The 23747-nt window shown below is 62.0% G+C and carries 24 protein-coding genes; 6 read left to right on the forward strand and 18 right to left on the reverse strand.

Annotated features, from left to right (window positions below):
* Positions 1-99 precede the first annotated feature (99 nt).
* Positions 100-1809: a single-stranded-DNA-specific exonuclease RecJ gene (gene recJ / locus BLV18_RS16430; RefSeq protein WP_090360093.1), complete on the reverse strand. Its 1710-nt coding sequence runs from the start codon at positions 1807-1809 to the stop codon at positions 100-102.
* Positions 1810-1865: 56 nt separating this feature from the next.
* Positions 1866-2405: a YaeQ family protein gene (locus tag BLV18_RS16435; RefSeq protein WP_049861282.1), complete on the reverse strand. Its 540-nt coding sequence runs from the start codon at positions 2403-2405 to the stop codon at positions 1866-1868.
* A 179-nt stretch (positions 2406-2584) separates the two neighbouring features.
* Between BLV18_RS16435 and BLV18_RS16440 the strand changes: the two genes are divergently transcribed.
* Positions 2585-3496: a TIGR02285 family protein gene (locus BLV18_RS16440; RefSeq protein ID WP_090360095.1), complete on the forward strand. Its 912-nt coding sequence runs from the start codon at positions 2585-2587 to the stop codon at positions 3494-3496.
* Positions 3497-3688: 192 nt separating this feature from the next.
* Here BLV18_RS16440 and BLV18_RS16445 read toward each other — a convergent pair whose 3' ends face one another.
* Complete coding sequence (locus BLV18_RS16445) at positions 3689-3979, reverse strand: DUF3509 domain-containing protein (protein WP_090360098.1); 291 nt, start codon at positions 3977-3979, stop codon at positions 3689-3691.
* A 251-nt stretch (positions 3980-4230) separates the two neighbouring features.
* On the opposite strand from BLV18_RS16445, the gene BLV18_RS16450 reads away from it, so the two are divergent.
* Positions 4231-4893, forward strand: a complete 663-nt coding sequence (locus BLV18_RS16450; RefSeq protein ID WP_244156881.1) for a response regulator — start codon at positions 4231-4233, stop codon at positions 4891-4893.
* A 40-nt stretch (positions 4894-4933) separates the two neighbouring features.
* On the opposite strand, the gene BLV18_RS16455 is transcribed toward BLV18_RS16450, so the two are convergent.
* From BLV18_RS16455 to ffh, 11 genes are all read right to left on the reverse strand, one after another.
* Positions 4934-5401, reverse strand: a complete 468-nt coding sequence (locus BLV18_RS16455) for a response regulator (RefSeq protein ID WP_090360104.1) — start codon at positions 5399-5401, stop codon at positions 4934-4936.
* Positions 5402-5494: 93 nt separating this feature from the next.
* Positions 5495-8836: a transporter substrate-binding domain-containing protein gene (locus BLV18_RS16460; protein ID WP_244156883.1), complete on the reverse strand. Its 3342-nt coding sequence runs from the start codon at positions 8834-8836 to the stop codon at positions 5495-5497.
* Positions 8837-8970: 134 nt separating this feature from the next.
* Entirely contained in the window at positions 8971-10380 is a 1410-nt protein-coding gene (gene thrC / locus BLV18_RS16465; RefSeq protein ID WP_090360106.1) for a threonine synthase, read from the reverse strand.
* 25 nt (positions 10381-10405) lie between these two features.
* Positions 10406-11710, reverse strand: coding sequence for a homoserine dehydrogenase (locus BLV18_RS16470; protein WP_049861279.1), 1305 nt, complete (start codon positions 11708-11710; stop codon positions 10406-10408).
* A 93-nt stretch (positions 11711-11803) separates the two neighbouring features.
* Positions 11804-12538, reverse strand: coding sequence for a DsbC family protein (locus tag BLV18_RS16475; RefSeq protein ID WP_043193042.1), 735 nt, complete (start codon positions 12536-12538; stop codon positions 11804-11806).
* 142 nt (positions 12539-12680) lie between these two features.
* The gene (xerD, locus tag BLV18_RS16480) at positions 12681-13577 is read right to left on the reverse strand and encodes a site-specific tyrosine recombinase XerD (RefSeq protein ID WP_056844212.1); all 897 of its coding nucleotides are present in this window, start codon (positions 13575-13577) and stop codon (positions 12681-12683) included.
* Positions 13578-13770: 193 nt separating this feature from the next.
* Positions 13771-14121 (reverse strand): 50S ribosomal protein L19, encoded by a 351-nt coding sequence (gene rplS / locus BLV18_RS16485; RefSeq protein ID WP_049861276.1) that lies wholly within the window; start codon positions 14119-14121, stop codon positions 13771-13773.
* A gap of 42 nt (positions 14122-14163) precedes the next feature.
* On the reverse strand, positions 14164-14916 hold the full coding sequence (gene trmD / locus BLV18_RS16490; RefSeq protein ID WP_049861275.1) for a tRNA (guanosine(37)-N1)-methyltransferase TrmD: 753 nt from the start codon (positions 14914-14916) through the stop codon (positions 14164-14166).
* Between the two features lie 3 nt (positions 14917-14919).
* Positions 14920-15459 carry a ribosome maturation factor RimM gene (rimM, locus tag BLV18_RS16495; protein WP_090360108.1) on the reverse strand — a complete coding sequence of 180 codons (540 nt, stop codon included), beginning with the start codon at positions 15457-15459 and terminating at the stop codon, positions 14920-14922.
* A 5-nt stretch (positions 15460-15464) separates the two neighbouring features.
* On the reverse strand, positions 15465-15716 hold the full coding sequence (gene rpsP, locus BLV18_RS16500; RefSeq protein ID WP_008366201.1) for a 30S ribosomal protein S16: 252 nt from the start codon (positions 15714-15716) through the stop codon (positions 15465-15467).
* A 257-nt stretch (positions 15717-15973) separates the two neighbouring features.
* Positions 15974-17356 (reverse strand): signal recognition particle protein, encoded by a 1383-nt coding sequence (gene ffh, locus BLV18_RS16505; RefSeq protein ID WP_090360110.1) that lies wholly within the window; start codon positions 17354-17356, stop codon positions 15974-15976.
* 167 nt (positions 17357-17523) lie between these two features.
* Here ffh and BLV18_RS16510 point away from each other — a divergent pair, with 167 nt between their 5' ends.
* A complete protein-coding gene (locus tag BLV18_RS16510; protein WP_056844210.1) occupies positions 17524-18336 on the forward strand; it encodes a cytochrome C assembly family protein in 813 nt (270 codons plus the stop codon).
* Positions 18337-18346: 10 nt separating this feature from the next.
* Complete coding sequence (locus tag BLV18_RS16515; RefSeq protein WP_090360113.1) at positions 18347-19582, forward strand: transporter associated domain-containing protein; 1236 nt, start codon at positions 18347-18349, stop codon at positions 19580-19582.
* Between the two features lie 63 nt (positions 19583-19645).
* On the opposite strand, the gene purT is transcribed toward BLV18_RS16515, so the two are convergent.
* The 4 genes from purT to BLV18_RS16535 all read right to left on the reverse strand — a co-directional run bounded on the left by purT (position 19646) and on the right by BLV18_RS16535 (position 22324).
* A complete protein-coding gene (gene purT / locus BLV18_RS16520) occupies positions 19646-20827 on the reverse strand; it encodes a formate-dependent phosphoribosylglycinamide formyltransferase (RefSeq protein ID WP_090360116.1) in 1182 nt (393 codons plus the stop codon).
* A 124-nt stretch (positions 20828-20951) separates the two neighbouring features.
* Positions 20952-21152, reverse strand: a complete 201-nt coding sequence (locus BLV18_RS16525; protein WP_090360119.1) for a DUF1289 domain-containing protein — start codon at positions 21150-21152, stop codon at positions 20952-20954.
* Positions 21149-21673, reverse strand: coding sequence for a gamma carbonic anhydrase family protein (locus tag BLV18_RS16530; protein WP_090360123.1), 525 nt, complete (start codon positions 21671-21673; stop codon positions 21149-21151). Before BLV18_RS16530 ends, BLV18_RS16525 begins: the two co-directional genes overlap by 4 nt.
* A 51-nt stretch (positions 21674-21724) precedes the next feature.
* Positions 21725-22324 carry a CoA pyrophosphatase gene (locus BLV18_RS16535; RefSeq protein ID WP_090360124.1) on the reverse strand — a complete coding sequence of 200 codons (600 nt, stop codon included), beginning with the start codon at positions 22322-22324 and terminating at the stop codon, positions 21725-21727.
* 135 nt (positions 22325-22459) lie between these two features.
* Here BLV18_RS16535 and BLV18_RS16540 point away from each other — a divergent pair, with 135 nt between their 5' ends.
* Positions 22460-23014, forward strand: a complete 555-nt coding sequence (locus BLV18_RS16540; protein ID WP_090360127.1) for an NUDIX hydrolase — start codon at positions 22460-22462, stop codon at positions 23012-23014.
* 51 nt (positions 23015-23065) lie between these two features.
* A complete protein-coding gene (locus tag BLV18_RS16545; RefSeq protein WP_090360130.1) occupies positions 23066-23623 on the forward strand; it encodes a L,D-transpeptidase family protein in 558 nt (185 codons plus the stop codon).
* The last annotated feature ends 124 nt before the right edge of the window (positions 23624-23747 follow it).

A 23747-nucleotide genomic window follows, 5' to 3' on the forward strand; every position in this document is an offset into this window, starting at 1 on the left:
ACGTGTAACGAGAGGCCGTCGGCCGATAGCCATGGCGGACGTACCCATCTCGCTCTTGAAGATCAGTCGACAACCCGGCCGCGACCGTGGTTCCGCCTGTCAGCGCGGCTCGATGTGGGTAATCAGCAACTGCACCGTCTCGCGTCCGCGAAACTCGTTGAGGTCCAGCTTGTAGGCCAGCTGCACCCAGCGTACCGACGGATCGGGCCATACCTCGCGGTCGACGCCGAAGGCGATACCGTCCAGGCTGACACTGCCGCACTCGGTCTTGAGCGTGACCTTGAGATGACGCTCGCCAACCACTCGCTGCTCCACCAGTTGAAACACGCCATGGAACATCGGCTCGGGAAAATGCTGCCCCCAGGGCCCGGCATTGCGCAGGGCGCGCGCCAGCTCCAGGTGGAACTCCTCGACGCCCAAAGTGCCGTCGGACAGCAGGCGTCCGGTCAGGTCTTCCTCGCACAGCTGGCTGCGCACCTGGGCATCGAACGCCTCACAGAACGCCGGGAAGTTCTCCTGCGGCAAGGTCAATCCCGCCGCCATGGCATGTCCACCGAACTTGCTGATCAACTGCGGATGACTGGCCGCCACGGCATCCAGTGCGTCGCGAATGTGAAAGCCCTGCACCGAACGCGCCGAGCCCTTGAGCAAGCCGTCGCCCGCATCGGCGAAGGCAATGGTCGGCCGGTGGTAGCGCTCCTTGAGGCGCGAGGCAAGGATGCCGATCACACCCTGGTGCCACTGCGCGTCGAACAGGCACAGGCCGAACGGCATGGATTCCACCGCCAGGTCCTTGAGCTGGGTCAGGGCTTCGCGCTGCATGCCCTGCTCAATCGACTTGCGGTCCTGGTTCAACCCATCGAGCTGCGAGGCAATCGTCTGGGCGCTGGGCAGATCGGTGCTCAACAGGCACTCGATGCCCAGGCTCATGTCGTCCAGACGCCCGGCTGCATTGAGGCGCGGCCCGAGGATAAAGCCCAGATCGGTCGAGGTGATCCGCGCAGCCTCGCGACGTGCCACCTCCAGAATCGCTTTGATACCGGGACGGGCTCGACCCGCACGAATTCGCTCCAGCCCCTGATGCACCAGAATGCGGTTGTTGGCATCCAGCGGCACGACGTCCGCCACGCTGCCCAGCGCCACCAGATCGAGGAGCTCGCCGATGTTGGGTTGCGCCACCTGGGCATAGCGGCCCAATTCACGCAGCCGTGCGCGCAGGGCCATCAACACGTAGAAAATCACGCCGACCCCGGCCAGATTCTTGCTCGGGAACTCGCAGCCCGGCTGATTGGGGTTGACGATGGCATCCGCAGCCGGCAACTCGTGCCCCGGCAAGTGGTGGTCGGTCACCAGCACCTGCAGCCCGGCAGCCTTCGCCGCCGCCACGCCCTCGACGCTGGAAATACCGTTGTCGACCGTCACCAGCAACTGTGGCTCGCGCTGCAGGGCAACTTCGACGATCTCGGGGGTCAGGCCGTAGCCGAACTCGAAGCGATTGGGCACCAGGTAATCGACATGAGCAGCGCCCAGCAGGCGTAGCCCGAGCACTCCCACCGCACTGGCTGTGGCACCGTCGGCATCGAAGTCGCCGACGATGAGAATGCGCTGACGCAGGTCGATGGCCGTCACCAACAGCTCGACAGCGGCCTCGATACCCTTGAGCCGCTGGAAGGGAATCAGGCGCGCCAGGCTCTTGTCCAGCTCCTGCGCACTCGATACGCCACGCGCTGCGTACAGGCGATTGAGCAGGGGCGGCATATCGCCGAGGAAGGGCAGGATCTGGGGCAACTGACGGGGTTCGATGCGCATGGTGCCTGGGGCGGTTCTCACTGCAAGACAAAAGAGGAAAGGTGAAACCGGGCGGCCTAGCGCTCGCCCAACAGCCACTCGAGCTGGACTTCGTGCTGACCGCGGTCATCGGTGACGAACACCGTGCCCTCGCTGATCATGACGTCCCACTTGATGACCCGAGGCATGTCCTTGGCCAGGGTCTCGAGCACTTCCTGAGGCACTGCGGCGATGTTGACGTTCTTCAGGTTCTTGACCGCATCGACCACCTTGGTCTGCCACACGCGCAGGCTGCCATAGGCCAGCAGACTGGTACGCTCGGTACGCCGCGAACACCAGGTGAGCCGTTCGGCATCGGGCAGACCGACTTCGATCCAATGCAGGATCCGCCCGTCCAGACTCTTTTCCCACAGCGCAGCTTCATCGACATCCGACAGACCGCGGCCGAAAGAGAGGTGCTCGTTGTACCACAGGGCATACGCCAGCAAGCGAACGGCCATTCGCTCTTCGGTTTCGGAGGGGTGACGGGCGATGGTCTGCTTGACGCTCTCGTAAACGCTGCGGTCAAGATCGGTCAGGTTCAGTTCGAATTTGTACGTGGTCGACGGCTGGGCCATTAGGCAAGCTTCTTGGGAACGGGAAAAGGCCGGTAGTCTACCCGATGAGGCTTTGTTCAACGACCACCATCGGCCACTGCGACGCCGCGGCGCGTTTTGATCATGCACCAGTGTGTGCAAAGATGGCGCAGTGTTTCAAAAACGGACACCCCCGCTCCACTCCCTGCGCAAGGACTGCCATGGACTTATGCCCCAGAATCCTGCCAACCGGCAGCCTTCTCCTGTCACTAGCGCTCTGCGCCTGCCTGCTCACCGCCCCCCACGCACAGGGTCGGGAAACCATCACCTGGCTGCTGCGCGACCTGGCGCCGCTGACCATTGCCAGAGGCCCGGACCGCAACCGCGGCGCTGTCGATCAGACCCTGCCGCTGCTGCGCGCAGCCTTGCCGGACTATGACCACGCTGTGCTCAGGGTCAACCGTGCGAGGGCTTCGCAGATGCTCGCCGAACCAGGCCTTTATTGCGATCCAGCGCTGCTATGGACAGCTGAACGCGAGCAGACCATCTTTTATTCCGTGCCCAGCATGAATGTGCTGAGCAGTGCACTCATCATGCAGCGCAGCGATCTACCGCTCATTGCCCGGTTCATGGAAGACGGCAAGGTCGACCTGAGCGCCCTTCTGCATAGCGGTACCATCGCCTTGGGCACCATCGCCGGACGCAGCTACGGCCGCGTCGTCGATTCGATCCTGGCTGACGCTCAAGGTAGTCAGATTCTTGCCCACCATGGCAACGACGCCATGGGCAGCTTGCTGCGCATGGAAAGACTGGGACGGATCAAAGCCCTGCTAGGCTACTGGCTGGAAGCTCGCTACCAGGCGCGCCAGGAAGGCCTGGATCCGGAGCAACTGGTGCAGGTCCCGATCAAGGGTGCGGCAAGTACACAGATCGTGCACGTTGGTTGCTCCGATAGCCCCACCGGGCGTCGCGTGGTGGACGCATTGAACCCAGTGCTGCTGGAGCTGCGCAACACCCAGTTGGCGCAGCTCTACGCGCAATGGCTGTCGCCCCGTGAACAACCCGGTTATCTGCGCGAAACCCAGGCGTTATTCAACACAGGGGGCAAAGAGACTTACTGCAACCAGCGCTGACTGGGGGTATGGGCTCCAGAGTATTCGCCGAAGCGCGTGCAGCCTTCCCGGTAAATGCACCTACTTCCCCAGTGGGAGCGGGCCCTGCCCGCGAAGGCCTATGGAAACGTGCTCCCCCCCCCGCTAAATACTGTGGGAGCGGGCTCTGCCCGCGAAGGGCTCACCGCGCAGATGAGAGACAGGCCGCTCAGCTCAAGCCAGCGCGTGGTTGAACCCGACACTTTGCGAAACGTTGCGCAACGCCGCGATCATCGACGGCTCCAATCGTCCTTCGGCAACAAGCAGGTCGCGGTGCAAGCCATCGACGACATCGGTAAAGGAGCGCAAATCTTCGAATTGGCTGCGGTTGACCGAACGCTTGGTCACCACGCTTCCAGCCTCGCTCATTACTACCACCTGACAATTGCCAAGGTTGTCCTGCCCTTCGAGAATCACGCGATACGGGGTCAGAGCTTCATTGAGCAACAGGCTGATATTCTTCATCGCATCACCACTCGTCTGTTCGAATTCTTAAGGTGCAAGACACTGACCCCTTCTCGCGGAGAAAAGTTCTGGCCACCCTACGTCAGACTATCTCCGGGAATACCCGAAGAATTTGGCATTGCTAACGTAAGACCTTTCTGAATATGAGATTCAGTGGCTGCCATCCCAGAAATGGACTACAAAACAGATCAGGAATAGGCCACAGCTGTGCCAGAATTCGCCGCCTGATCTGCCCGTCACCGGAGCCTGCCTTGACCGACCCACTGATCGCCCCGCTGAGGATCGTGCTGGCCGATGACCACCCGATCTTTCGTATCGGCCTGCGTGCCGTGCTGGAGCGAGATCCCAGCGTGCGCGTAGTAGCCGAAGCGGCTTCGCCGCAGGAGCTGACGCGCTGCCTTGAAGCTACCGAATGTGGGCTTCTGATCACCGACTTCATGATGCCCTCTGAGGACCAGAGTGATGGCCTGAGGCTGATCGGATACGTCCGCCGGCATTGGCCAAATCTGCCCGTGCTGGTCGTCACCATGTTGACCAATCCAGGCCTGCTGCGGGAAATTCTGAACTTGGGGGTAGCGGGTCTACTGGGTAAGACCAGTCTCGTCGACGAATTGCCGGCAGCGATTGCCAGTCTCAAGCGCAACAAGCCGTTCATGGCGCAATCGATAAAAAGCCTGTTATCGCTGCCGGATCATGCCTCTATGAGCCTATCCACTGGCCATGTCGACCTGTCCGCTCGCGAGCTGGAAATAACGCGATTACTTGCGCAAGGCCTTTCGGTCAACGATATCGCAGCCCAGCTCAATCGCAGCAAGCAAACAATCAGTGCACAAAAGATCAGCGCCATGCGCAAGCTGGGCATCGGCAACGATGCCGCTCTGTACATCTACCTTCAGTCCCAAGGGCTGAAATGATCCACGTCAAATACGACACGCAGTACGCTGTCTGGCAGCTTCATGGCCGCAAAGGCGAAGGCCAGATGCCTTCGAAGTGACTGATCTCATGCACTTCGGGCAGGGGTAGCAAGGTCCGTGCATTGAGTTGGTGCTGATAACCCTGCAGCAGCCGATGCACGGCAACGGTCGATACTGGCGTGTCCAGCACCCCCAGCAACGGCAGTCGATGCTGCCGGGCCAATGCGATCAGCGGTTTGAGCGGCTGGGATCCGTTGCTGTAGATAATCAGCGACCGCGCGAGCCCGGTAGCGGCCAAGTGAAGGATCAGCTCACCCATGTCCAGGCCAATCACGTTCATCTCGCAGATGACGATATCGACACCTTGGCGCTTCTCCAGCGAGAGACACGCCGCGTTGAAGTTCTGCGCGGTCAGCACATCGAATACACCACAGGCATTGAGCACCTGGTGCATGGCGATCAACTGGTACGGAATGTCTTCGAGTACCAGAACCCTGAGCGAATGCATGGATGAAAACCTCGCAGTGGCGCATGAAGCTGCGCATTGACCGGCACTTTAGAGGTGAGGCTAATCACTTGGGATAGGACAAGTCCTAAATTGCTAGGGAATTTTCCTTGCAGTGAGCGACTTCCGTCGCTGATGTGAAAACGTCGTGCCAGTTTTTTGCACAGAGATGTCGGCGATGATCTGCGCCAGCTTGTCCAGCGCTATCGGCTTCACCAGCAGTTCATCCATACCCGCTTCGGCACAACGCACGCGCTCATCCTGCATGGCGTTGGCAGTGCACCCAATGAGTCTGACAGGATCTACACCGGTTTCGACTTCTTGTTGGCGAATGGCCTTACATAAGGCATGGCCACTCATTCCTGGCATGTTGCAGTCGGTAAGCACCAGATCGAAATGCCCTGCCTGCCAGACCGCCAGGGCAGTTACGCCGTCGCTGGCGTCCTGCACGCTATGACCGAGAAATTGCAACTGCTGAGTCAGTACCATGCGATTGGCCGACAGATCGTCCACGATCAGAATATCCAGAGCAGCACTGTCGGGCCGGGCCTGCACGACCGATACCGCGTCCTCCTCGGGCTCTACCTCGTGCCGGACATCGAGCTGCACCTCGACCTGCGTGCCCCTGCCTTCGGTACTGTGCAGGCTAATGGCACCGCCCATAAGCTGAACCAGTTGCTTGCAGATGGTCAAACCCAGCCCCGTGCCGGCGGCTTCCTGCTGCGCGTCCACCCCGCCTTGAACGAAAGGCTTGAACAACCTGGCCTGTTGCGCGGGTGCGATACCCGCGCCAGTGTCGCTGACCTTGACGTACATCCGCCAAAGCGTCGAATCGAGCAACCGCGCATCGACAGTCAGAGTCACACTGCCCTGGCGAGTGAACTTCAATGCATTGCCGAGCAGGTTGTGCACGACTTGCCGCAGCCGCAGCGGGTCGAAGGAGAACGTTTTGGGTATGGCCGGTGCAATGTGGAGAGTGAGCCCCACCCCCTTGCACAGGGCCTGAGCCGAGAACAGGCTGAGCATGCCTTCGAAGAACGGCCTGACTTCGGTCACTTGTTCGGCCAACTGCAGGCTGCCCGACTCGATTTTCGCCAGATCCAGGCTATCGCCGATCAGGGCGATGAGTTCCTGTGCCGAGCGCCAGACCACCTCGAGTGCCTCTGACACCGGTTGCTCGTCGCGCCTGCGCCGTTCGCGCTCCAACTCGAGCAGGCCGATCATGGCCGCCATGGGCGTACGGATTTCATGGCTCATGGTCGCCAGAAAAGCACTCTTGGCCTGGTTGGCCTGCTCGGCGATGTGTCGAGCCTCTACCAGTTGATCTTCGAGACGTTTGCGCTCGGAAATATCGATCCAGCCGCCCAGCAAGCCCTGAAGCTGGCCCTCGGCGTTGTAGAACGGCACGATCCATTGCCAGGCATGGACCTTGCGGCCGTGCATCAGGATCTGCCGATCCGCAGACACCGGCTGCTGATCGTCCAGCAACTTGAGGTAGTCGCGATGCATCTGCTCCGCTTCGTCCGAGTTCACCACGACGACCTCCTGCAGCGTACGCCCCTTGATGTCCTGCAGGCGGGTGGCAAAGCTTTGCTCATAGCTTTTGTTGCAGGACAACAGCCGCGCCTGCAGGTCGCGAACATAGATGGGGCTGGGAATGCCATCGAGCAATGCGCGCTGGAAGGCGAGCTGGTCGTTGAGCGCATGCTCGGCCTCGAGTCGCTGACGGATCTGCGCCTTGAGTCGGCCACTCCACACCAGCGATACGGCGCCCAGCACGAGGGCCGCCGCCAGCAGCCAATAGACCCAGGTGGCGATGCGTTGCCACATGGGCTCCGGCGGCACGACCGCACCCAGCCATTTCAGACGCGCCGCACGCAACTCGGCTACGGGATAAGCTTCCAGCGCTTTGTTGATGATGGCCGTCAGTTCAGGTTCCGAAGCTCGAATGGCGAAACGATCGGAAGACCATTCGCCATCGACGTTGCGTCCGACCTTGAGCACACCCGGCGGATAACGCCCCACTGCCCGATAGGCCCCGACCTCACTGTCGATGGTGGCATCCGCCTCGCCGCTGGCGACCATTTCGCGCGCCTTGTCATAGGTGCTGACCAAGGCCAGCTTGACGTGCGGGTATTGGGTGCGGATCGCACTTTCCAGCGCGTGCTCGGCCGGAATCGCCAGCACCTTACCGGCGAGCTCGTCCAGATGGCCGATGGGCATATCCTCGGCGCGAACGATGAACACCCAGCCCTGACCGCCGAAAGAATGACTGAAGCTGAGGAACGCCTTGCGTTCCGGGGTTTCCGAGAGCGTGGTGTTCATGTCGGCCTGGCCGTGCTTGAGCATGTCCAGGCTCTGGGCCATGGAACTGGAAGGCAGGTAGACGAACTGCAGTCCCGTCATGTGCGAAACCGTCGCCAACACCTCACTGTTGAGTCCTACCCAGTTTCCCTGCCGGTCTCTGTAAAGGTACGGCGGATATTGGGTCGCAACCACGCGGACCTGACGGTTCCGGGCGATCCAGGCTTGCTCGGCAGGTTCCAGCGGGACCCGGTGGTGACCGATTTCCGACCCTAGCCCAGTGGTCCAGCGGGTCAGGATCTCGCGGCGCAGGCCGTCGTCGATGCTGGCCAGGGCCCGTTCGACCATCTGTCCGAGCAGGGGATCGGCCTTGCGACTGGCAAAGGTGTAACCCACCGGTGGCAGGCTGCTGGGGCCAACGATGTCCAGATCGAGATAGGGACGCAGCGCATTGTAGGCACGCACGATGACTTCGTTGCTGATCATGGCGTCGACATCGCCCTGATGCAGCGCCTGGAGGCCGCTGCTCAGGCTGGGCGCCATGACGATGCGGCTGTTCGGATACACGCGCTGCACCGTGGCATCGTCGGCATAGCCATCCACGAGAGCGACCTTTTCACCGGCCAGTTCGGTTTCCCGCTTGCTGCCTGCACGACGCACGATGACGCCATGGTCGGGCATGTACTCTTTGGAGAAAGCCAGGCCGGCGATGGCCTGCTCGAACCCATTGGCACTGGTCAGCAGGTCGATTTCGCCATCCTTGAGCGCTTGCACCGCTTCGCTGCGCTGGGCGAAGCCCAGTACTCGCAGCTCGACCCCCAGGCGACTACCGACGAGACTGAGGTAATCGGCGCTCACACCTTGATAGCGGTTGCGTTCGCTGGTGATGTCGATGGGTTCATAGTCAGCCAGCGAAACACCCACCCGCAGCGTACCGTGGCGTTGCAGCCATTGCTGTTCGTCACTGGAGAGCGGCAGTGGCGCAAGCTGGGCGAACGGTGCGACGAGCGCGAACGGCAGGCTCTGGGCAGCAACGGCCCAGCTGGGCGAGAGGATACAGGCGCCAATCAACAACCTCGCCGCCCACGCCATCGCCCCTGCGCGCGTGAAAAACGAGGTCGGTGTGGGTCTCATGCCGTGCATCCTTGCCTGCGGGCCGAAAGGGCCTGGGAAAAAGTTGCATAAGCTTGGCACTGTAAAAAGCAGAAAGCCCGCATCGAGCGGGCTTTATGTGTTTCAGATCGCGTCAGACGCGCTGCTGCGTACCGTCAGAGCGGCTTGCCGCGGTTGCCGTGCTGACTGACGAAGGCTTGTACGGCCGACAGGTCGTTGGGCAGTACGGTGCATTTCTCTTCGCGCTCGAACAGATCGACCAGATGCGGTGGCAGCTCCAGGGCCTTGCCCACGCCGGCCTTCTGCACCGCCTCGGGGAACTTGACCGGGTGCGCGGTACCCAGCACGACCATGGGCGTATCCAGGCTGCGTCGGCACTCGCGGGCCGCGCGCACGCCAATGGCCGTGTGCGGATCGAGGACTTCGCCGCACTCGGCGAACACCTGGGCGATGGTCTCGCAGGTCTGCTCGTCGCTGACAGCCAGCGAGTCGAACAGCTTGCGCGCCTCGGTCCAGCGCTCCTGCTCGACACTGAAGCCGCCACCCTGGCGGAAGTTGTCCATCAGGCCGGCAATGGCCGCGCCGTTGCGACCGTGCAGGTCGAACAGCAGACGCTCGAAGTTCGAAGAGACCATGATGTCCATGGACGGCGACAGCGTGGCGTGCAGGGTTTCCTTGACGTACTGGTTGCCGCTCATGAAGCGGTGCAGGATGTCGTTGCGGTTGGTGGCCACCACCAACTGGTTGATCGGCAGGCCCATGTTGCGTGCCAGATACCCGGCGAAGATGTCGCCGAAGTTGCCGGTCGGCACCGAGAACGCCACCGAACGCGCTGGCCCGCCCAGCTGCAGCGCGGCATGGAAGTAGTAGACGATCTGGGCCATGATCCGCGCCCAGTTGATCGAGTTCACCGCAACCAGCGGCGTGCCCTTGAGGAAGCTCTGGTCGGCGAAGCTGTTCTTGACCATTTCCTGGCAGTCATCGAAGTTGCCTTCGATGGCGATGTTGTGCACGTTGTCGCCACCGATCGTGGTCATCTGCCTACGTTGGACCGCCGACACACGCTCATGCGGGTGCAGGATGAAGATGTCGACGTTCTCGCAGTGCTTGCAGCCTTCGATCGCCGCCGAGCCGGTATCACCACTGGTGGCGCCGATGATCACCACGCGCTGGCCACGCTTGGCCAGCACGTAGTCGAGCAGACGACCCAGCAGCTGCAGGGCAAAATCCTTGAACGCCAGGGTCGGCCCGTGAAACAGCTCCATCACCCACTCGTTGCCGCCCAACTGGCGCAAGGGGGCGATCGAGGCGTGGGCGAATACCCCGTAGGTGTCTTCGAGAATCTTCTTGAAATCGGCGTCCGGGATGCTGCCGGTGACGAACGGGCGCATCACTCGGAAGGCCAACTCGTGGTAAAGCAGGCCTGCCCACGAGGCAATTTCTTCCTGGGTGAAACGCGGCAGATTCTCCGGCACGTACAGGCCGCCATCGCTGGCCAGGCCGGCGAGCAAAACCTCTTCGAAGTTCAGGGCCGGGGCCTGACCGCGAGTACTGATATAACGCATTGCAAATTCCTCTGGCAGCTGCCGCTTAGTTCAAGTGCTCGACACGGATGCGCACAACCGGCCCGACGACGCCCTGCAAGGCTTCCAGCGCCTTGATGGCATCATTGATGTGCTGTTCGACGACGCGGTGGGTCAGCAGGATCATCGGCACCAGGCCGTCATGTTCCTCGACCTCTTTCTGCATGATCGACTCGATGTTGATGCCGCGCTCGGACAGGATGCTCGCCACCTGTGCCAGCACTCCCGGATGATCCTTGGCCTGGATGCGCAGGTAGTAGGCACTCTCGCACGCCTCGATCGGCAGGATCGGGTGGGCCGAGAGCGAGTCTGGCTGGAAAGCCAGGTGGGGAACACGATTCTCCGGGTCCGAGGTCATGGCCCGGACCACGTCGACCAGGTCGGCGACCACGCTCGAAGCAGTGGGCTCCATGCCAGCACCGGCACCGTAGAACAGGGTGGAACCGGCTGCATCGCCGTTGACCATCACCGCATTCATCACGCCATTGACGTTGGCGATCAGGCGATCAGCCGGGATCAGCGTCGGATGGACGCGCAACTCGATGCCGCGCTCGGTACTGCGTGCTACGCCCAGGTGCTTGATGCGGTAGCCCAGGGCTTCGGCATAGTTGACGTCGGCCGTGGTCAGGCGAGTGATGCCCTCGGTGTAGGCCTTGTCAAACTGCAACGGGATGCCGAAGGCGATGGACGCCAGGATCGTCAGCTTGTGCGCGGCATCGATGCCCTCCACGTCGAAGGTCGGATCGGCCTCGGCGTAGCCCAGTGCCTGTGCTTCGGCGAGGACGTCTTCGAAGGTGCGGCCCTTCTCGCGCATCTCGGTCAGGATGAAGTTGCCTGTGCCATTGATGATGCCCGCGACCCAGTTGATACGGTTGGCCGACAAGCCTTCGCGGATCGCCTTGATCACCGGGATGCCACCAGCGACCGCAGCTTCGAACGCGACGATCACGCCCTTCTCGCGCGCCTTGGCGAAAATCTCGTTACCGTGCACGGCAATCAGCGCCTTGTTGGCGGTAACCACGTGCTTGCCGTTCTCGATGGCCTTGAGCACCAGTTCGCGGGCGACGGTGTAGCCACCGATCAGCTCGATGACGATATCGATCTCCGGGTTGCCGGCTACTGCGAAGACATCGTTGGTAATGGGGGTACCGGTAATCTGGCAGTTGGGGTTAGGCGAGCGCATCGCAATCTGCGCCACTTCAATACCGCGCCCGGCACGGCGGGCAATCTCCTCGGCGTTGCGCTGAAGTACGTTGAAGGTGCCGCCACCGACGGTACCTAACCCACAGATGCCTACTTTGACCGGTTTCACTCTGAACTCCCCATGAAACGACCGCCCAGATGACGGTCGTGATACTGGCCGCAGGCCCTGAGCCTGCGGCTATTGATGACGTGCGAGTGCCGCTCAGCCTTTCGCGTCGAGCGCCAGCTTGGCCACGTTCGCAGCCGGCTGGTAGCCAGGGATCACCTGCCCGTTTTCCAGCACGATGGCTGGCGTGCCGCTGACACCGATCGACTGGCCCAGCTCGAACTGCTTGGCAACCGGATTGACGCACGACGGCGCCTTGATGGTATCGCCCGAGACCATCTTGTCCATGGCCGCCTTGCGGTCCTTGGAGCACCAGACGGCCTGCAGCTGTTCGTCACCGGCCGACTTCAGACCCTGGCGCGGGAACGCCACGTAGCGGACCTCGACACCCATGCGGTTCAGCTCGGGGACTTCGGCGTGCAGCTTATGGCAGTACGGGCAAGTGGTGTCGGTGAATACGGTAATGTGCGATTTGGTTTCGCCCACCGCCGGGTACACCACGGTATCGGCGACCGGAATGGCGTTGATGGTCTTGGCGATGGCCAGCCGTTCGGTCTTCTCGGTCAGGTTGACCGGCTTGCCGTTCTGAATCTGGAACAGGTAGCCCTGCATGACGAACTGGCCGTCGGCACTGGCATACAGCACGCGACCGCCCTTGAGCTTGACCTCGTACAGGCCATTGAGCGGGCTCGCGCCCACGCTTTCGATAGGGACTTCCAGTTGCAAGGTCTGCAGGGTCTTGCGAATGGCTTGCTCCGCAGCCGGGTCGGCCACTGCAAAGGTGCTGGCCAACGCAAGGGCTGCGGCGGCGAAAAGACGGGTCACGCGCATGGGAACTCCTGGAGCGACGGACTTGAGGGGCGATGGACGATCAACTCGTCACGGCCCGCTGCATAAACCGGGCAAGCCTACCACATTCATTGGACAAGACCGACTGCGGACAACGCTCGACACAGTACCGAATCGTCCGATTTCATCCGCGCGGATGGTGTTTGGCATGCAGGTCCTGCAGACGCGCGCGCGCCACGTGGGTGTAGATTTGCGTGGTCGACAGATCGCTGTGGCCGAGCAGCATCTGCACCACGCGCAGATCCGCGCCATGGTTGAGCAGATGGGTGGCGAATGCATGGCGCAGCGTGTGCGGCGACAACGACTTGGCGATGCCGGCGACCTGAGCTTGATGCTTGATGCGATGCCAGAACGTCTGCCGGGTCATCTGCTCGCCACGCTGGCTGGGAAATACCACATCACTGGGCCTGCCGCCGAGCAGTTCATGGCGTCCATCGCGCAGGTAGCGCTCGACCCAGACCACGGCTTCCTCGCCCATGGGCACCAGGCGTTCCTTGTTGCCCTTGCCCACCACGCGCAACACGCCCTGACGCAGATTGACCTGATCCAGGGTCAGGCTGATCAATTCGGTCACCCGCAGGCCGCAGGCATACAGCACCTCGAGCATGGCGCGGTCACGCTGGCCGATCGGCTCGCTCAGGTCCGGCGCCTGCAACAGCGCCTCGACGTCGGCTTCGGACAATGATTTGGGCAACGGCTTGCCCAGCTGCGGCATATCGATCTGCAAGGTCGGGTCGCTGCCGATCAGCTTCTCGCGCAGCAAGTACCGGTAGAAACCGCGCGCGCCCGACAGCAGCCGCGCTGTAGAACGCGCCTTGTAACCCTGTTCGACACGCCAGGCCAGGTGATCGAGCAGCACCTCGCGGCCGGCGGCCTCCAGCGCGATGCCGCGCTCCTGCAGCCAGCCGTTGAACAGGGCAAGGTCACTGCGATAGGCGTCGCGACTGTTTTGCGAGAGGCCTTTTTCCAGCCATAAGGCATCGAGGAACTGGTCGATCAGGGGGTGGTCTAGGGCTGGCATCGAGATCGTAGGGTTGTGGGGGTGCGGGGATGATAACAGGGCGCAGAGTCGGGGCGACGCCTTCGCGGGCAGAGCGCGCTCCCACATGAACATCGCCATTGAGCGCTCACCTGCCAACACGCGCCCACAAACCTTCACCCACAAAAAAGGCAGCCCGAAGGCTGCCTTTTCCTGCATCAGAAACAAACTGTACTCAGGACAGTTTTTCCTTGATACGTGCTGCTTTACCAGACAGGTCGCGCAGGTAGTACAGCTTGGCTTTACGCACGTCACCACGACGTTTCACGGCCATGCTGTCGATCTGCGGGCTGTAGGTCTGGAAAGTACGCTCTACACCTACACCGTTGGAGATTTTACGAACGGTGAAAGCACTGTTCACGCCGCGGTTGCGCTTGGCGATAACAACGCCTTCGAACGCCTGCAGACGGGAACGATCACCTTCCTTCACTTTCACCTGAACGACGATGGTGTCGCCCGGGGCAAAGGGAGGGATTTCTTTGCTCATCTGCTCGGCTTCGAGTTGCAGAATGATTTTGTTGGTCATGCTGTGCTCCTAAGGCAAATCGTCTGAATTGCCATCGATACGTTAACTATCGTTCCGCTCGCGGAGATACTCCGCCAGCAGCTTGTTCTCTTCTCCAGAAAGCGAGCGTCTTTCCAGAAGATCGGCACGTCGTTCGTAGGTCCGCCCAAGGGACTGCTGCAAACGCCAGCGCCGGATGTGTGCATGATTGCCGCTAAGCAATACGTCGGGAACACGCTGATCCGCATACACCTCCGGTCGGGTGTAGTGCGGGCAATCCAGCAGACCGTCCGTGAAGGAGTCTTCCTCCGCGGAGTCCGCATGCCCCAAAGCTCCGGGCAGCAGTCGTGTAACCGCATCGATCAGGACCATGGCGGGCAATTCACCGCCCGACAGCACATAGTCGCCAACAGACCACTCTTCATCGACATGAGCTTCAATGAAACGCTCGTCGATGCCTTCATACCGCCCGGCGATCAGAATCAGGGATTCGGAAGTCGCCAGTTGTTTCACGGCGCCCTGTACCAGCGGTCGGCCCTGGGGCGAGAGGTAGATCACCTTCGCCGCTTCCCCCGCTGCTGCCTTGGCCTGAACCAACGCGTCCTCCAGGGGCTTGATCTTCATCACCATCCCCGGACCACCGCCGAAGGGCCGGTCATCCACTGTGTGGTGACGGTCCGTGGTGTAGTCCCGCGGGTTCCAGCAGGTCAGTTGCAACAACCCCTGTTTCACCGCGCGGCTGGTAATGCCGTACTCACTGATGGCCGAGAACATCTCGGGGAACAGGGTGATCACTTCAACGCGAAGGGTTGCCATCGCCTAGAAGTCCGCGTCCCAATCCACCCTCATCTCGCCAGCGGCCAGGTCGACCTTCAACACGCATTGCGCCGTATAGGGCAACAGGCGTTCGCGATCATCCAGGCTGCCCGCGCAGGGCTTCACCACCATTACATCGTTGGCGCCGGTCTCCAACAGGTGATCGATGGTGCCGAGCAGTTGCTCCTGCAGATCGATGACCTTCAGGCCCTGAAGCTGATACCAGTAGTAATCATCTTCGGCCAGGTCGGGCAAAAGGCTGCGCGAGATGCAAATCTCGTAACCGGACAGAAGACGGGCTTCGTCGCGATCATCCAGACCTTTCAACTTGGCAACCAGATCCTTTTGTGTGGATCGGCCGCTGACCAGCTCTACCTGTTTGACGACAACCCCATCGCGCTTGAGCGTCCAGGTCTTGTAGTCGAGCAGGTTTTCTATCGGATCGGTAAAGGAAAAGACCTTCACCTCGCCGCGAACGCCGTGTACCGAGAAAATCTTGCCGACGACGATCAAGTCATCAGCGGAATCTGGCGTCGCGTTCATATTGCTCAGGCCGCGGCCTTGGCAGCTTCCTTCAGCAACTGAGCAACACGCTCAGAAGGCTGTGCACCCACGCTCAACCAGTGGTTGACGCGCTCTTGGTTCACGGACAGACGGATTTCCTGACCACGGGCAACAGGGTTGAAGAAACCCACGTGCTCTTTGTGGGAACCGTCACGCGGGTTGCGCGAATCGGTTACGGTCAGTTGGTAAAACGGGCGCTTTTTGGAGCCGCCACGGGCAAGACGGATGGTTAGCATTGAACATCGTTCCTGTAGTCGGTGCTGCAAATCATAATGCACAGCGGGCACACGGGTGCCCGAAAGGCCGCATATTCTCAAGGAATACACGGACATTTGCAAATGCCTTTTTCCGATAGGTCGGGGCTTGCAGCGTGGATTTGCCTATAAGCCGTTGCAAGCAACGGAGTTTGGCCACATGGCCAGGGTATTCATCGGCACGGAAAGTGGAGGTGTGGGAGCAGGCTCCCACAGGGCTCTCGTGCCGACGGAATGCGTTACATCTTGGGCATGCCACCACCGCCGCCGGGCAGCATGCCGCCCATGCCGCGCATCATCTTGGCCATGCCACCCTTGGTGGAAAACTTCTTCATCATCTTCTGCATCTGCTTGTGCTGCTTGATCAAGCGACCGATCTCCTGCACCTGCGTGCCCGAACCCATGGCGATACGGCGCTTGCGCGAGCCGCTGATCACGTCCGGATCGCGGCGCTCGGCCGGGGTCATGGAGTTGATGATGGCTTCCATCTGCTTGAACTGCTTCTCGGCGACATTCTGGGCATTGCCCATCTGCGAGAGATTCACACCGCCGATGCTGGGCAGCTTGTCCATCAGGCCACCGAGGCCGCCCATGGTCTTCATCTGCACGAGCTGGTCACGGAAGTCTTCGAGGTCGAAGCCCTTGCCCTTCTTCAGTTTCTTGGCGAGCTTGTCGGCCTTGTCCTTGTCCAGCGACTGTTCGGCCTGCTCGATCAGGCTGAGCACATCGCCCATGCCCAGGATGCGCGAGGCGATCCGGTCGGGGTGGAACGGCTCGAGCGCTTCGCTCTTCTCGCCCATACCGATGAACTTGATCGGCTTGCCGGTGATGGCACGCACCGACAGCGCGGCACCGCCACGGGCGTCGCCGTCGACCTTGGTGAGGATCACACCGGTCAGCGGCAGCGCATCGCCGAAGGCCTTGGCCGTGTTGGCCGCGTCCTGACCGGTCATGGCGTCGACCACGAACAGCGTTTCAGCCGGCTTGACGGCCGCGTGCAGTTGCTGGATCTCGCCCATCATCTCGGCGTCGATGTGCAGACGGCCGGCGGTATCGAGAATGACCACGTCGATGAACTTGAGCTTGGCCTCGCGGATCGCGGCGTGGGCGATGTCCACCGGTTTCTGGCTGATGTCGGACGGGAAGAAGGTCACGCCGATATCGCTGGCCAGGGTCTCCAGCTGCTTGATGGCCGCCGGACGGTAGACGTCGGCCGACACCACCATCACGGTCTTCTTCTTGCGCTCCTTGAGGAAGCGCGCCAGCTTGCCGGCGGTGGTCGTCTTGCCCGCACCCTGCAGACCGGCCATCAGGATGACTGCCGGCGGGGTCACCGCCAGGCTCAGTTCCTCGTTGGCGGCGCCCATCATTTCGACGAGCTCGGCCTGGACGATCTTCACGAACGCCTGGCCCGGGGTCAGGCTGCGCGAAACCTCGGTGCCGACCGCACGCTCCTTGACCTTGTTGACGAAGTCCTTCACCACCGGCAGGGCGACGTCGGCTTCGAGCAACGCCATGCGCACTTCGCGCAGGGTGTCTTTGATATTGTCCTCGGTCAGCTTGGCTTTGCCGGTAACGTGGCGAAGCGTCTGTGAGAGGCGGTCTGTAAGGTTTTCAAACATGTCGCGATCCTTTCTGGCTCTGGTTGAGCCGAGGTTGTGGCGGCAAGAGCAGGCCGGCGATTATAACCAAGAGTGGGTGCCACGGACACTGCGCGGTATGCAGTCTTTCGTCGGCGGGCATTTGATGCCAAACTCAGGCACTTTCCGGCTTGTGCTCCACAGGACCTATGCTCCCCTTGTCACCCAGTCTATTACCCACCCTCGCCGCCGCCTGCCTGTACGCCGCTGCGACTGCCTATCAGGCGACCCGCATTGGCCAGGGCAGCAAGGCTGACAAGCGCCTGCTCTACCTGTTCGGCTTCCTGGCCGTCATCGCCCATGGCTGCGCGCTGTTCTCGCAACTGCTGACACCGCTGGGGCTGAGCCTGGACTTCTTCAGCGCCGCCAGCCTGATCGCTGTGGCGGTGATCGCCCTGACCCTGCTGGCGACCAGTCAGATTCCCGTGGAAAACCTGCTGGTGCTGCTGTTCCCCCTGGGCCTGGCCACCATCCTGATCGCGCAGTTCGTGCCTGGCGGGACCGCGCCACTGATCCACGAAGAGCCTGGCATCCTCACACACATCCTGCTCTCCATCCTGGCCTATGGCATGTTCACCATCGCCGTGTTCCAGTCGCTGCTGCTGTTGCTGCAGGATCACCAGCTCAAGCACAAGCACCCGGCAGGCCTGATCAAGAACTTTCCGCCGCTGCAGACCATGGAAAGCCTGCTGTTCGGCTTCATCTGGGCTGGCTGGGTATTGCTGTCGCTGTCACTCATTTCGGGTTGGGTGTTCGTCGAGAACCTGTTCGCGCAACATCTGGTCCACAAGACCCTGCTGGCCTGTCTGGCCTGGATCGTCTTCAGCGTGCTGCTGTGGGGGCGCAACCGCCTGGGCTGGCGCGGACACAAGGCCATTCGCTGGACGCTGGCCGGCTTCTGCCTGCTGATGCTGGCCTATTTCGGCAGCAAGCTGGTTCGCGAATACATTCTGCACATCTGACAGGTCACCCATGGACACTCTGCCCCTAGGGCCGATGCTCGGCGCGCTGGCGCTGGCCATTCTCCTCGCCGCGCTGCTGTGTGCAGTGGACGCGGCGCTGCACACGTTGGCCGCACAGCGTCCTACTGGCCGCAATGGCGATCGCCCGGCGCTGGAGGCGCCTCTCCCCAGCCTGGTACTGCTCGCTACCCTGGTCCGTGCTTTGGCCGTGACTTTGGGTGTCACACTGGGCATCTATCTGCGCGGCGCCCATGGCGCCTGGCTTGGGGGTCTGGGTACAGCGATCGCTTTGCTGGTACTGGCCGACTACTTACCACGCCATCTTGCCCGGCGCTATCCACGACCGTTCATCGGCATGGCCAATGCGCTGATGGCTCCGCTGCTCAAGCTGGTCTGGCCGCTGGCATGGTTGCTGGACGGCGCTGCGCGTTTGCTGGTCGTTCCCTTCGCTCGCAAGGAATCCAACCAGGGCGCCCAGCAGGAACCTGCCCAGCCCCGTAGCGTGCTCGATGAATTGGCCGCCGAGGCGCGCAGCAACAAGCCGCACCTGGCCAGCAGCATTCATGCCTTGGACAAGATCACGGTCAACGACATTCTCGTGCCGCGCAACGAGATCGACGGCATCAACCTGGAAGACTCGCTGGACGAGATCATCGACCAGTTGATGATCAGCCGGCACACCCGCCTGCCGGTTTTCCACAATGACATCAACCATGTCGAGCGTGTACTCAACACCCGCCAGATCAGCCACTTGCTGCCTCAACGCGAGTTGACCATCGAAGCCTTGCTGGCTGCCTGCTACGAAGCCTATTTCGTACCGGAAAGCACGCCCCTGCAGATGCAGTTGCTCAACTTCCACAAACAGCAGCGGCGGCTGGGCATCGTCGTCGACGAGTACGGCGAGGTGCAGGGCATCGTTACCCTGGAAGACATTCTGGAAGAGATCGTCGGCGAGTTCGAAGATGACGACGCCCTGGCCAATCCCCATATCCACCCGCAGCTGGACGGCCGCTTCGTGGTCGAGGGCCAGGCCTCCATTCGCGACATCAACAAGAGCCTGGGCTGGCATCTGCCCAGTGACGGCCCCAAGACCCTCAACGGCCTGGTGACCGAGGCGCTGGAAAGCATCCCGGCCAGCGCCGTGTGCCTGAAGATCGGTCGCTATCGGATGGAGATTCTCGAAACCGAGGAAAACCGCGCGTCGCGGGTGCTGATCTGGCACGCAAGCAGCTTGCCTGCGGCGTGACGCGAGCGCTGCATTCTTGCCTGACCGGCGCCTCCCTTCGGCAGGCGCCAGCCAACCTGCCCCTTACAGCTCGACCTTGACCGCCTGCGCGGCACGTGTGGCCTTGGCCCGGGCCGCTTCGATCGATTCGTCGCGGGCCAGGGCCACGCCCATGCGCCGTTGCCCATTGACCTCCGGCTTGCCGAACAGACGCAGTGCCGTATCCGGTTCGGCCAGTGCCGCACCGAGGTTGTCGAAGGCGGTCTGGCGAGAATTGCCCTCGACCAGAATCACCGCCGAGGCCGACGGCCCGAACTGACGAACCAGCGGGATCGGCAGGCCGAGAATGGCACGGGCATGCAGGGCGAACTGGGAAAGGTCCTGGGAAATCAGCGTGACCAGACCGGTGTCATGCGGACGTGGCGAAACTTCGCTGAACCAGACCTGATCGCCCTTGATGAACAGCTCGACGCCGAACAGACCACGCCCACCCAGGGCTTCGGTCACCGCGCGAGCCACACGCTCCGATTCGGCCAGGGCCACCGGGCTCATCGCCTGGGGCTGCCAGGACTCCTGATAGTCGCCCTTCTCCTGGCGATGGCCGACCGGCGCGCAGAACGTCGTGCCGCCCACGTGGCGCACGGTCAGCAGGGTGATCTCGTAGTCGAAGTCGATGAAGCCCTCGATGATCACCCGGCCCTTGCCGGCGCGCCCGCCTTCCTGGGCATAGTCCCAGGCCGCTTGGACGTCGGCGGACGTACGCAACAGGCTCTGGCCCTTGCCCGAGGAACTCATGACCGGCTTGACCACGCAGGGGAAACCGAGGTCCTGCACGGCGCGCTCGTAGTCCTCGAAGGTGTCGGCAAAATGATACGGCGAGGTCGGCAGGTCCAGCTCTTCGGCAGCCAGACGCCGGATGCCCTCGCGGTTCATGGTCAGCTGGGCCGCGCGCGCGGTCGGGACCACGGTGAAACCCTCGGACTCCAGCTCCACCAGAGTGGCCGTGGCGATGGCCTCGATCTCGGGCACGATGTAATGCGGCTTTTCCGCTTCGATGACCGAGCGCAAGGCCGCGCCGTCGAGCATGTTGATGACGTGGCTGCGATGGGCAACCTGCATGGCGGGCGCATCGGCGTAGCGATCCACGGCAATGACTTCGACGCCCAGGCGCTGCAGCTCGATCACCACTTCCTTGCCCAACTCGCCGCAGCCACACAGCAATACGCGGGTCGCGGTCGGCGACAGGGGGGTTCCGATACGGGTCATTTCAGGTCCTCAGGGAAGCGTCTGGATCGAGGGGCAGCACGCACGCCTGCCCGACAGGGGCGGGCATTTTAACCCAACACGGCGTTGCGCGCGCCAGTCTCGCCGCCCGAGGGCAGGTGCTCGACTAAACGCCTGGCAACATCAGGCCCTGGGCCACGGCGCGCTGATGAGCCAGACGCAGCACGTCGCGACGCTGATCGTCATTCATGCGCCCCCACTGGGTGATTTCGACTGCGGTACGCTGGCAGCCTGTGCACACATCGTCCTCGTCCAGTGCACACACACTGATGCAAGGCGACTTGACCGGTTTGGGTAGAGGATTCATGAATCCTGCTCGATCAGTTCGCGCGCGTAGCGCTGGGCATTGTGGACGTAGTGCGCGGCGCTGGCTTCGAGCATGCGCTTCTGGGCTTCGGTCAGTTCGCGCACCACCTTGCCCGGTGACCCCATGACCAGCGATCCATCGGGAATTTCCTTGCCTTCGGCGATCAGCGAGTTGGCGCCGATGATGCAATGCTTGCCGATCCTGGCGCCGTTGAGGATAACCGCGTTGATCCCGATCAGGCTGAAGTCGTCCACGGTGCACCCATGCAGCATGGCATTGTGGCCAATGGTGACGCCGCGACCGATGGTCAGCGGCACGCCGGCGTCGGTGTGCATCACGGTGCCGTCCTGGACGTTGCTGTGCTCGCCGATGTCGATCAGTTCGTTGTCGCCGCGCAGCACGGCGCCGAACCACACGCTGGCGCCGGCCTGCAGCCGCACCTTGCCGATCAGGGTGGCATTGGGTGCGGTCCAGCTGTCGGGATGGGTTTCGACGCGAGAGTCGCCCAGACGGTATTTCATGTGATGTCCTCGACGCAGCAGCGGTCGGCACGGCACCTGGCCGAACGACGCTCAGATGGCGGTGTAATGCTCGGGAGGCCGGTGCAGGCTGATCCGGGCGTCATACATCAGGTTGACCAGCTCGACGATCATGATCGCCGACAATCCCCAGATCTTGTATTCGCCGAAGCGGTAGCTGGGCACATACCAGCTGCGTCCCTGGTAATCGATGCGGTGGGTGTGCTCGCGCGGATCCTGGCGGAAGAACTCCAGCGGCACCGAGAACACCGCAGCGATTTCCGCATCGTTGGGCCGGTATTCGACGTAGTCCGGGATGATCCCGACAAAAGGCGTGACCTTCAGCCCGTGCTTGGACACCAGCGGGCTGAGCGGACCGACTATTTCCACCAACCCCGGCGGCAGGCCGATTTCTTCTTCGGCCTCGCGCAGGGCCGTGAACACCAGATCCGGGTCCTGCGGGTCACGCCGACCGCCGGGAAAGGCCACTTCGCCGCCGTGGGTCGAGAGTCCCGAGGCACGCAGCGTGAGCACCAGCTCAGGCTCGTCGCTACGGGTGATGGGCAGCAGCACCGCCGCTTCGGGAAAACGGCTGTCGGTTTCCAGCGTGCGTGGGGTGTGGTTGCTCACTCGGCGCAGTAGCTCGTCCAGCATGGCGTTTCTCGATCCGTGGCCTGCTGGCATGATGCACCAAAAGCCGCTGGCAGCCCAAGCCCGATTTGCCCCGCCGCAGGCTTGCGGCCCTTGGACAGTACGGCCAAGATAGCGGCAGCCATCAAGGATCTCAGCATGAATTTCTGCAGCCATTGCGGCAACCCGGTGACCCTGCGCATCCCCACCGGCGACACACGTCCCCGATTCGTCTGCGGACATTGCCACCTTGTTCACTATCAGAACCCCAAAGTGGTAGCAGGCTGCCTCGCCGTATGGCAGGGGCAGGTCCTGTTATGCCGGCGGGCCATCGAGCCGCGCCGCGGTTTCTGGACCCTGCCGGCAGGCTTCATGGAAAATGGCGAAACCCTGCAGCACGCCGCCAGCCGCGAAACCATGGAAGAAGCCTGCGCCCAGGTGACCGACCTTGCGCTGTACACCGTTTTCGATCTGCCGCACATCAGCCAGGTGCAGGTGTTCTACCGTGCCGAAATGTCCGAGCCTGTGTTTGCCGTGGGTGAGGAAAGCCTGGAAGTGGGATTGTTCGCGCAAAATCAGATCCCTTGGGCGGAGCTCGCTTTCCCCACCGTCGGGCGTACCTTAGAATACTTTTTCGCTGACCGGCTGGAGCACAACTATCCGGTCCGCAACGAGTGTGTGGGGCCGCTGCTCGCGCAGCCGCCTCAGACCTGACCCGACGCACCGGCACCCGCGGTGCGTATTCATTGCAGGAATACTCCATCGATGCGCTGCCTGACCGCCCTGTTCTGCCTGTGCTTTGCCGTGAGCGCCCAGGCGGCCTTCACCGTTACCGTGGAACGCAAGCCGGTTGACCAGATCGGCGTTGTTGCTAAACCCGGCAAGCGCCTGGGCGTGGATCCGATCGACAAGGTGCTGGTGCTCAAGACCAGCCGCCAGTTGCAATTGATCAGCGGCGGCGAGCCGCTCAAGAGCTATCGCATCTCGCTGGGCAAGCAGCCCAACGGTGCCAAGGAGCGCGAAGGCGACAAGCGCACCCCCGAGGGTTTCTACTGGCTCGACTGGCGCAAGGTCAGCGATCGGTTCAACCTGGCCATGCACGTTTCCTACCCCAATATCAGCGACGCGGCCCGGGCTCGCCGCGAGGGCGTCGCACCGGGCAGCATGATCATGATCCACGGCACCCCGATCGACGCGGAGTATCCGGAATGGTACTTCGCGACTCTGGACTGGACCGATGGCTGCATTGCCATGAAAAACGACGACATGCGTGAAGTGTGGAGCCTGGTCAAGGACGGCACGATGATCGAGATCCGGCCTTGAGCCGAACGTCTTCTGCACTGATGCGATCGTAGCGGTCCTTCAGACAACATAGGAACCATCCTACGACTGGTTCCTTTTTCTAATCCTCGCTTTCCTGCTGTCTGTCAGATTCTTCCTACCAACA

The organism is Pseudomonas coleopterorum (assembly GCF_900105555.1).
Classification (GTDB): Bacteria; Pseudomonadota; Gammaproteobacteria; order Pseudomonadales; family Pseudomonadaceae; genus Aquipseudomonas; species Aquipseudomonas coleopterorum.

Coding starts and splice junctions, on each gene's coding strand:
- recJ (WP_090360093.1), bottom strand. CDS start 1,809: ATGCGCATCGAACCCCGTCAGTTGCCCCAGATCCTGCCCTTCCTCGGC.
- BLV18_RS16435 (WP_049861282.1), bottom strand. CDS start 2,405: ATGGCCCAGCCGTCGACCACGTACAAATTCGAACTGAACCTGACCGAT.
- BLV18_RS16440 (WP_090360095.1), top strand. CDS start 2,585: ATGGACTTATGCCCCAGAATCCTGCCAACCGGCAGCCTTCTCCTGTCA.
- BLV18_RS16445 (WP_090360098.1), bottom strand. CDS start 3,979: ATGAAGAATATCAGCCTGTTGCTCAATGAAGCTCTGACCCCGTATCGC.
- BLV18_RS16455 (WP_090360104.1), bottom strand. CDS start 5,401: ATGCATTCGCTCAGGGTTCTGGTACTCGAAGACATTCCGTACCAGTTG.
- BLV18_RS16460 (WP_244156883.1), bottom strand. CDS start 8,836: ATGAGACCCACACCGACCTCGTTTTTCACGCGCGCAGGGGCGATGGCG.
- thrC (WP_090360106.1), bottom strand. CDS start 10,380: ATGCGTTATATCAGTACTCGCGGTCAGGCCCCGGCCCTGAACTTCGAA.
- BLV18_RS16475 (WP_043193042.1), bottom strand. CDS start 12,538: ATGCGCGTGACCCGTCTTTTCGCCGCCGCAGCCCTTGCGTTGGCCAGC.
- xerD (WP_056844212.1), bottom strand. CDS start 13,577: ATGCCAGCCCTAGACCACCCCCTGATCGACCAGTTCCTCGATGCCTTA.
- rplS (WP_049861276.1), bottom strand. CDS start 14,121: ATGACCAACAAAATCATTCTGCAACTCGAAGCCGAGCAGATGAGCAAA.
- trmD (WP_049861275.1), bottom strand. CDS start 14,916: ATGGCAACCCTTCGCGTTGAAGTGATCACCCTGTTCCCCGAGATGTTC.
- rimM (WP_090360108.1), bottom strand. CDS start 15,459: ATGAACGCGACGCCAGATTCCGCTGATGACTTGATCGTCGTCGGCAAG.
- rpsP (WP_008366201.1), bottom strand. CDS start 15,716: ATGCTAACCATCCGTCTTGCCCGTGGCGGCTCCAAAAAGCGCCCGTTT.
- ffh (WP_090360110.1), bottom strand. CDS start 17,356: ATGTTTGAAAACCTTACAGACCGCCTCTCACAGACGCTTCGCCACGTT.
- BLV18_RS16510 (WP_056844210.1), top strand. CDS start 17,524: ATGCTCCCCTTGTCACCCAGTCTATTACCCACCCTCGCCGCCGCCTGC.
- BLV18_RS16515 (WP_090360113.1), top strand. CDS start 18,347: ATGGACACTCTGCCCCTAGGGCCGATGCTCGGCGCGCTGGCGCTGGCC.
- purT (WP_090360116.1), bottom strand. CDS start 20,827: ATGACCCGTATCGGAACCCCCCTGTCGCCGACCGCGACCCGCGTATTG.
- BLV18_RS16525 (WP_090360119.1), bottom strand. CDS start 21,152: ATGAATCCTCTACCCAAACCGGTCAAGTCGCCTTGCATCAGTGTGTGT.
- BLV18_RS16530 (WP_090360123.1), bottom strand. CDS start 21,673: ATGAAATACCGTCTGGGCGACTCTCGCGTCGAAACCCATCCCGACAGC.
- BLV18_RS16535 (WP_090360124.1), bottom strand. CDS start 22,324: ATGCTGGACGAGCTACTGCGCCGAGTGAGCAACCACACCCCACGCACG.
- BLV18_RS16540 (WP_090360127.1), top strand. CDS start 22,460: ATGAATTTCTGCAGCCATTGCGGCAACCCGGTGACCCTGCGCATCCCC.
- BLV18_RS16545 (WP_090360130.1), top strand. CDS start 23,066: ATGCGCTGCCTGACCGCCCTGTTCTGCCTGTGCTTTGCCGTGAGCGCC.